This is a genomic window from Gordonia sp. i37 (assembly GCF_002043085.1).
Lineage (GTDB): Bacteria > Actinomycetota > Actinomycetes > Mycobacteriales > Mycobacteriaceae > Gordonia > Gordonia polyisoprenivorans.
The window spans coordinates 1-8,473 of record NZ_MVPX01000548.1 but is presented as its reverse complement, the minus strand read 5'-3'; the positions used below and the strand labels follow the sequence as shown (position 1 = coordinate 8,473).

The window sequence follows — 8,473 nt, the reverse complement described above, 5'->3', positions numbered from 1 at the left end:
TGCCCCGGCCGGTGAGACAGCCGATTCCGGATCAGCTGCCGGCTCCGAGGTCGTGGGAGTGGTCGGTGAGAGGAGCTTCGTGGACAGCGTCCAGACCGGTTTGGGGATACGGACGGTGGGCGCCGACGACTTCTCGTCTGTGTCTGTGTCGGTGTCTGTTTCTGTGTCTGTGCCGGCGTCTGGCTCGGCGCTCTTCTGGGCGGTGCGCCGGTCCCGCATGTTCGGGATCGCCGTGACCGTCGCGGCCTGGGCCGCATCGACCGGTATCTCGACCGTGTCGTCGGACGGGGTCTCGGCGCTTTCCTGCGCGGAAGTGTCGTCGTCGGCGGGCTCGTCAGCGTCGTCGGCGTGGTCGGAGTCCTCCGCCGCGTCGGCGGTGGCCTCCGCGTCCTCGTCCTCGTGTGACGCTTCGGCGTCGGGAGCATCCTCGACCACCGATGTCTCGCCGGCCTCGACGTCGGCGTCGGTCTCGGTCTTCTCGCCGACCTCATCGGTGTCGGGGTTATCGGTGTCGGCGCGTTTTCCGTCGACGAGTTCTTCTTCCTCGACACCGACCGAGTCGGTGGCGGCCGAGTCGGTGCTGTCAGAGTCGGTGCGGTCAGAGTCGGTGTCGTCCGCCTCGGGACCGTCGGTCTCGGCCGCTTCCTCGTCATCCGACGGGGTGTTGGCCGCCTCCTCCTCGGCTGTGTCTGTGTCTGTGTCGGTGTCGTCCGACGTCGTCTCGGTGCCGAGGGCGATCGGGAGTTCGGCGGTGACCTCGTCGGACAGGCGTCGGAGCTCGACGGTGTCGGCGTCGCTGATCGCCCTGAGTTCCACGGTCTCCGCATCGGAGCCTTCGATGTACGGCTCGGGTCCTCGTGGTGGCGCCGGAAGCGCGTACACCGGCTCCGTTCCGGGCTCGTGGAGGACTCCGATCGGGCTCAGGCTCGCCATCGGGCCGGTGATCGCCAGGCTCGTGGGGGGCGGCGCACCGAGCAGGGTCGACGTCGTGTGCCCCGAGCCGTGGTGATGGGTCATCGATGGGATGTGCCGACGCGCGCGCCATGTGCGCAGACGTGCCTTCATGCGTTCGCCCTCCCTTCTCTCGATGCTGTCGTCGGTGTCGTGTCTACCTCCGTGACGATCGATATCACCCTCGTCGTGGCTCGGTCGACATGGCTACGAGACCAGGAATCGGTGACGACAAACCCGACGGCATGCGCGCGCACGTCGTCGAGGGCGGGCAGGTGGGCTGACCCTGTGTGGATGGGGCGTGGCATACAGGCAGGTAAGCGTTTCGTTCGGGTGCGGTGGTGACATGACAGCGATGTCGAGGTGCTCGCAGGGGAGCATCAGCCGCTCAGTGTAGCGGGGTGGCGAGACGTTTCTGCGCACGACCGACCGCAGTGTCCTCCGGTTGGGGGAACGATGACCGATTCGCGAATATGGATTGTGGCCCAAAAGAATTCGTTGCGATTGCAACTACTTCCAGGTCAGTTCGACACCCACTTCGTTGCCGGTGTGACACCGGTGCCGGGAGGGAAGGCCGTGGCCAGTGCGTCGGCGAAACGCATGTTGCGAGCCGCGATTCCGGCGGCGGTGTAGTGGATGCCATCGTCGAACCATTCGGGTTGCCCGGCGGCCGCCGCGGCCCAGTCGTAGACCGCGAGATTCGGGTAGCGCACCACGGCGCGTCGCAGTGCGTTGTTGAATGAGGCCGTTGCCGTGGTCGTGTATCCCCGCGCGGCGGCGTCGGCGGTGACCGTCGGCCACAGCACCGGCTGGCCCCGCAACTGGTTCATGATCCGATCGATGCGCTCGTCGGCGGCCACGGTCGAGCCCTTGGCGATGTCGGCTGCGTCCTCGAGGCCCATCGCGATCACCCAGCAGCCCCTCTCGCCCCTGGCCAGATGTGTGGCGACAGCCTCGGCCGCATTCGTCCGCCCGTCGACCGCACCGACGATCGATCGGCCGCGGTCGGCGTCGAGGTCGACGGTGCCGACACCGACCCGCTTGTACTGCGCGGACAGGGTCTCGGCTGGGCTGGGAACCTTGGTCGGGGAGTCCACGCCGACCGATGTCGAATCACCGATCTGGACGACCGAAGCGCAGCGTGTGGTGCCCGGTGCGCCGCCCGAGCGCAGCAGATCGCCCAGTCCGGGGATCATCGGCAGCAGCTGTGGCAGGCCGAGCTCTGCGGAGCCGGTCGCCATTTGCTGACTCAGTGCGCCGACGACGTCGTCGAGGGGATCGGCCGCGGCGGTGCCCGCCGCGGCACCGATCAGTGTGAGTGCAGCCGTCGCACCCAGGACGGCGGTGGCGGTGCGGCGGAAGGCGGTGCGGCGGGTCCGAGTACCACGAGAAAGTCGAATCACAATAGTCACACTGAACTACATCAGCCACTTCTGTAGCAATTCGAGTCGTGGCACAATTCGATCACGGCCGGGCAACGCCGGCGACCGGTCAGGTGGGGAACTTCACCAAGGTCGGTGTCGGTCGAGACTGGGTGGTGCCGTCACCGAGTTGTCCCTCACTGTTGAGTCCCCAACAAAACAGCTGGTCATCGGAGATCGCGCACGTGTTGTTGTCCCACACGGCCACCGAGGTCACATCGGCGATCCCGTGAACGAGCGCCGGTGTCAGCTGATTGGAGTAGTTGTTGCGTTGATCCCCCCAACACATGAGGGTGCGCGAGCTGGTGACCGCGCAGGTGGCGCCCCCGTTGGAGGTGATCGAGTCGACGTCGGAGAGCACCTTCGTCGGCAGCGGGCGATTCGCCGTGGTGCCGTCACCGATCTGGCCGGAGCTGTTGTTGCCCCAGCAGTACCCGACCTTGTCGGCCCGGCGCGCGCAGGTGGTGCCGTCGTCCCAGTTGTCGCCGACGGTCAGCGTGGAGGCGAAGCGGAAATTCTTGATCTGGGTCGGGGTCAATCGGTCCTGGGTGGTCCCGTCGCCGAGTTCACCACTGGCGTTGTGGCCCCAGCAGTAGCCGACGGAGTCGGCGATGGCGCACGTGGAGCCCGCCGCCACCGACACCGATGTGACCGAGGACAGCGATTCCACTTTGGTCGGTGCGGTACGCGTGGTCGTCGTACCGTCCCCGACCTGCCCTTTGTCGTTGAGACCCCAGCAATACAAGAAGCTGTCGGCGATGGCGCAGGTGGTGAATGCGCTGCTGACGATGTCGGTGACATTGGTCAGCCCCGGAACCTCCTTGGGCAGGAGAACCTTGCTGATCGAGCCCCAGCAGTAGGCCTTACCCGAGGCCACCGCGCAGGTGGCGGCGCCGCCGACCGTGATGGCCGAGACATCGGTCAGACCGCTGACCCTGGTCGGAGTGCTGCGGTCGGTGGTGGTGCCGTCGCCGATCTGACCGTTGTCGTTCTCGCCCCAGCAATAGGCCAGCCTGTTGTAGACGGCGCAGGTGTTCGACGAGTTCATGCTCACCTCGCGCAAGGCGAGTGGCGCGGCGGCCGGCGGTACCGGGTCGGAACGTCCGACCGCCCATGCGGTGCTCGCCACCGCGATCACCGCGACGGCGAACGCCGCTGCGAGGGCCAGCAGCAGGTTGCGACGACGGCGGGTGGTGCGTTGACGCGATTCGACGGTCGGTGCATCGGCGTCGGGCGGCAGGTGGCCCCCGCCGCGGGGGTCCGTCGTCGCCAAAGGACTGATCGCCGATGCCGGGCCGCCCGTGGAGGTCATCAGCACCGCAGCCAGGTCGCGTGCGAACGACTGGCAGTCGGGGTAGCGCTGCGCGGGGTCCTTGGCGAGCGCACGGGCGAACACCGGATCCAGCGCCGCCAGGTCGGGTCGGCGTGCACTCAGAGGCGGTGCTGGTTTGGACAACAGTGCCGCCATCATCGCTGAGGGCGTCGGGGCCTCGAAAGGTGCAGCGCCGCTGAGTAGTTCGTAGGTGCTGCACGCGAGCGCGTACTGGTCACTGGACGGTCCGGCGGGTACTCCGTCGATGACTTCTGGTGCGGCGTAGGCCAGCGTCCCGATGAACGCGTGGGTGGCAGTCATCGACGTCGAATCGGCGAGCTTGGCGATGCCGAAGTCGAGGAGGACCACCTGATCGATCGACCCGTCGGCCTCACGGGTGACGATGATGTTGGCCGGCTTGATGTCGCGGTGGATCACCTGATGACGGTGGGCGTAGTCGAGTGCCTCGGCGGCACGCACGACGACGTATCCGATCTCCGCGTCCGAGAGCCCTCCGGCGGTGAGGTCCTTGCCGTCGAGATAGGTCATGGTGAACCACGGCGAATCGTCCTCGACGCCGTAGTGATGGATCGCGACGATTCCCGGATGATTCAACGAGGCGACGGTTCGCGCCTCATTGGTGAATCGTTGTTGGAACTCTGCGTTGTCGGCGGAGTTGACCGAGATGACCTTGAGGGCCTCCCGACGCAACAGGTGTGGGTGCTCGACCAGGTAGACCTGGCCCATTCCGCCGGCACCGAGCTTGGCGAGGACCTGATAGCCGGCGAAGATGCTGCCTTCTTCGAGATGTGCCACTACTGGGTGCCCCTCTCTGCGTGACTGCGGTGCGCGATCAAAATGCGACCTGCACGGGCGCGTTGACCGGATCGGTGGAGCCGATTCCCAGGCCGCCCTGATTGTTGTCGCCCCAGCAGTAGAACTTGTCGCTCACCTGAGCACAGGACGCGACGGAGTTGGTGGTAACGGCGGTGACCGTGCCGTTCAGTCCGGAGATCTTCATCGGCGTGCTGAAGTAGCCGCGGGGATCGTATCCGGCCCCGTTCGAGCTGTTGTTTCCCCAGCAATAGGCGGCCCCGCCGGCGACCGCACACGTCGTCTGGGTCCCCAGCGACACGGACGTGACGTCGTTGAGGCCCGGGACCTGTGTCGGGGTCCGCGACGTCAGTCGGTCGCCACCGCCGGTCTGGCCGAATGTGTCGTTACCCCAGCAGTACAGGTTTCCGTCGCCGACGGCGCAGGTCGTACCGACCGAGGTCGCGACGTCGGTGATGTCGGACAGTCCGCCAATCCGGGTCGGGGTGTGGCGATCACTGGTGGTGCCGTCGCCGAGTTGGCCACGACTGTTCGATCCCCAGCAGTACACGGCCCCGCCGTCGGTGAGTGCACACGTCTGGCCGGAGTCCGTGGTGAGCGAAACGGCCCCGTCGACACCCTTGACCCGGGTCGGGGTGGTGCGGTTATCGGTGGTGCCGTCGCCGATCTGGCCGTAGGTGTTGGCGCCCCAGCAGTACGCACCGCCATCGGCGACCGCGCAGGTGGTGGAGTCCGAGGCGACGTTGTCGCCCGACAGCGTCACGTCCGACCCGACCGACACCGACGTCACGTGATGGAGTGCGGCCACCTTGGTGGGGGTCAGACGATTGTCGGTGGTGCCGTCACCGAGTTGACCGGCGGCATTGTTCCCCCAGCAGTACAGGGTTCCGTCGGCGATCGCGCACGCCGAGGTCCAGCCGACCGAGATGCTCGTCACCTTGGACAAGGTGCCGACCTGTACCGGAGTGGTGGAATCGACCGTGGTGCCGTTGCCGAGAGCGCCGTCGGAGTTGGAGCCCCAACAGAAGGCTTGGCCGTTGCGGATTGCGCACGACGTGTTGTGGGCGTTGGACAGTGGCGTGGCGGTGACCTGGGCCAGGGTCGGTCCGCGGCCGACGACGAACCACGTGGCCGCCACGGCGACGACCGCGATCACGGCTGCGGCGGCGAGCGCCAGCGCGGAGGCGAGCACGCGGCGACGGACGCGCGTGCCGCGACCCGAAGCCGACGGGTCCACCGGAAGGTCCATCGGTGGCAGCGTGTCCGGCGAACCGGGATTCGCCGATCCGGTCGGCGGCGGTGTGAGCCGGTCGTCGGGGGAATGCGGTGGCAGTGGGTCTGTTGCGCCTCCCATTCCGGGTGGAATGGTTTGGCCGGCAAATGGATTCGGCATCGGAGTGCTCTGGGAGGGGACGCCTTGGGATGGCCCGCTGGCGGGTGACGCCGACGGCGGCGACGAGTCGTCGGGGATCGAACCGGTATCGAGGGGCACCACCGTCGGCGGTGCGGGCGCCGGGGTCACCGGGCCGGAGGTGGGGTCGACGTCGGCCGCAGGGGTGTCGGCCGCAGGGGTGTCGGCCGCAGCGACGTCGGCCGCAGTGACGTCGGGTGCGGGCGGAACGGACGGGGGTTGAACGCTTGCGTGGCGTGCAGCACGTTCGGGGACGGGGAGTTGTTGGACGGGCGCTTGTGTCGGCTGCTCCGGCACGGACACGGGGGGTGCGGCCGGTGCCGCTGTGACCACCGGTGCAGACGGTCCCGGTGCAGGGGAGTGGGCGCGCTCGCGGAACGACGTCGGCGGTGTTTCGGGTGCGGAGGGCTGGTGCTGCGCGGCGGCCCGCGACGCGAGGGTGGCGACCGTTCCGACGAAGGCCCGGCAGTCCGGGTAGCGCCGGGCGGGGTCCTTGTCGAGCGCGTGGCCGAACGCCACGTCGAGTGCGGCGAGATCGGGACGCGTCGCGCTGATCGGCGGTGCTTGGCGGTGCAGCTGGCCGCTCACGACCTCGGTTGGCGACGAAGCGGCGAAAGGGGTTGTGCCGGTGAGCATCTGGTACAGCAGGCAGGCCAGCGAGTATTGGTCGGACGGGGGACCGGCCGGCTGACCCGCGATGACCTCGGGCGCGGTGTACTCCGGTGACCCCGACAGGGGATTCAGGATCGGGCGGCCCGAAAGCGCCAGCGTGCCGACGTCGAGGACGGCCACCGATCCACCTGCCGTACCCGGCCCGGCGGCTGTGGGGAGCAGGATCTCGCCCGGCCCGAGGTCGCCGTGGACGATCCCGCGGCGATGCGCGTGGTCGAGGACATCGGCGACCTGCCCGGCGATGCCAAGGGCCTCGGAGTCGGCGCGCCGGTCCGTGGTCAGCACGTGGCCGTCGACGAAGCGGCTGGTGAACCAGGTCCGGCCGGACTCCTCGCCGTACTGCAGGAGTCCGCCGAGGCCGGGATGGACCAGTCCTTGCACCACATGCGCCTGCGCGGCGAAGCGGGGCCGGAAGCCGGGGGCATTAGGGTCGACGGCCAACAGCCGCATCAACACGCGTCCGGTGGGGCCGGGACGGTCTGCGATGAAGACCTGCCCGAGTGCATCGGTGCGGATGGGACCGATCAGGTGATACCCGGCGACCATCCCCGAATTGCCCGCGTTCACACACTTCCCCCTCGGCCAGCCACTGATACGCCACCAGCGATTCCGGGATGACGATACCCAACACCTCGTCGCGACCGGTGCCGTAGTCGTTCAGGCGGGAGAGGAACGGCGTCGATGATTGTCGATGACGGGCGGCCGACGGCCCATCTCAGCGGACGGTTTGCTGATCTCGGGCAGGTGGTCCCGCGTGAACTTCAGCCCACCTGGAAGGTGGTCACCTCACGGATCTCGGAGGTGTCGGCGGTACGCAACCCGGGACCGGTGAAAGTCCCGGTGAAGGTGCGTGGTTGTTGACCGCCCACACTCACCGTCACGACGTAATCGGTTGCCGGCGTTCCACACGACGAATACAGATTCACGTACACGGTGTAGGTGCCGGAGGGTGCCTGCGGGTAGGTGATGTTCTCGTTGTTTTTGCCGTCGATGTCGCAGTCGGCGTTGGAGTCGAGATCCAGCGTGCCGCCCGACGAGGACGTCTTGTTGTTGAAATAGATCTTGTCGCCCGACGGCTCGACCAGGATCAGATCGAGGTCGCTGTCGACGGTCCACGACGTACTGACCTGTACCGCGCCGGTTCCGACCTTGAGCGCCTTGACCTCCTGACGCACCATCGGACCCTGCACGCCCGATGCGTCGACACCTGCGAAGTAGAAGGCGAAATCCTCCGACGGAAGTTGTTGCGCCAACGTCATCACCACCGAGGCGGTTGCCGTCGCCGATCCCAGCTTCAGTTCGGTGTATCCGGGCGCGGGTTTGCCGGTCGCCTTGCCATTGTGCTTGGCCTCCAACGCTATTCGCATGGAGGTAATGGGCGTCGACGAAGTGGTGTTCTGGAGGACGCTACCGCCGTTGATCGCTGTGACGTTGTCGGGCAACCGCAGCGTCGGTCCTGCCGACTGTCCTGCGCCGAGCGTCCCCGACACCGTCGACGACGACCCGCCCGAGTCGTTGATCGCGGTCACGCCGGTGACGAAGCCGTCGATCGCGGGGCCTGCCGCGACGGGTGTGCCGCTGACCGAACAGGCGGTCGTGAGGCCGATGATGACGGTCAGGACGGCGATCGCGACCCGGCCGGCGCGTGACCGACGGGTACGAACATGTACAGAAGGCATGAAAACGATTAAAGCGACCTGAGAGACGATCCGCGCGACAACGGTCGAACCGGGGTGTTGGGGCGGGTAATCTTGTTCACCGTGCTGTGTGCTGACGATCGGCTACCGGTTGATCCGCGGAGGGGGGCAGTTGCAGGGGTGTCAGGGTCCGGGAAAACCACACTAGCCCAACAGATTGCGCATCTCATCGGCG

The 8,473-nt window shown here is 67.4% G+C and carries 4 protein-coding genes and 1 pseudogene; all 5 read right to left on the bottom strand.

From position 1 onward, the window contains the following. A pseudogene (locus B1964_RS27260) lies at window positions 1–1,065 on the bottom strand (acetyltransferase); the annotation flags it as partial. Window positions 1,066–1,472: 407 nt separating this feature from the next. Beyond that, window positions 1,473–2,354, bottom strand: coding sequence for an SGNH/GDSL hydrolase family protein (locus B1964_RS27255; protein WP_079932043.1), 882 nt, complete (start codon window positions 2,352–2,354; stop codon window positions 1,473–1,475). An 88-nt stretch (window positions 2,355–2,442) separates the two neighbouring features. Beyond that, complete coding sequence (locus B1964_RS27250) at window positions 2,443–4,500, bottom strand: protein kinase (protein ID WP_079932042.1); 2,058 nt, start codon at window positions 4,498–4,500, stop codon at window positions 2,443–2,445. A 37-nt stretch (window positions 4,501–4,537) separates the two neighbouring features. Further along, window positions 4,538–7,168, bottom strand: a complete 2,631-nt coding sequence (locus B1964_RS27245; protein ID WP_079932041.1) for a protein kinase — start codon at window positions 7,166–7,168, stop codon at window positions 4,538–4,540. Between the two features lie 194 nt (window positions 7,169–7,362). Then, window positions 7,363–8,280, bottom strand: a complete 918-nt coding sequence (locus tag B1964_RS27240) for a YfaP family protein (protein WP_014360421.1) — start codon at window positions 8,278–8,280, stop codon at window positions 7,363–7,365. Window positions 8,281–8,473 lie beyond the last annotated feature (193 nt).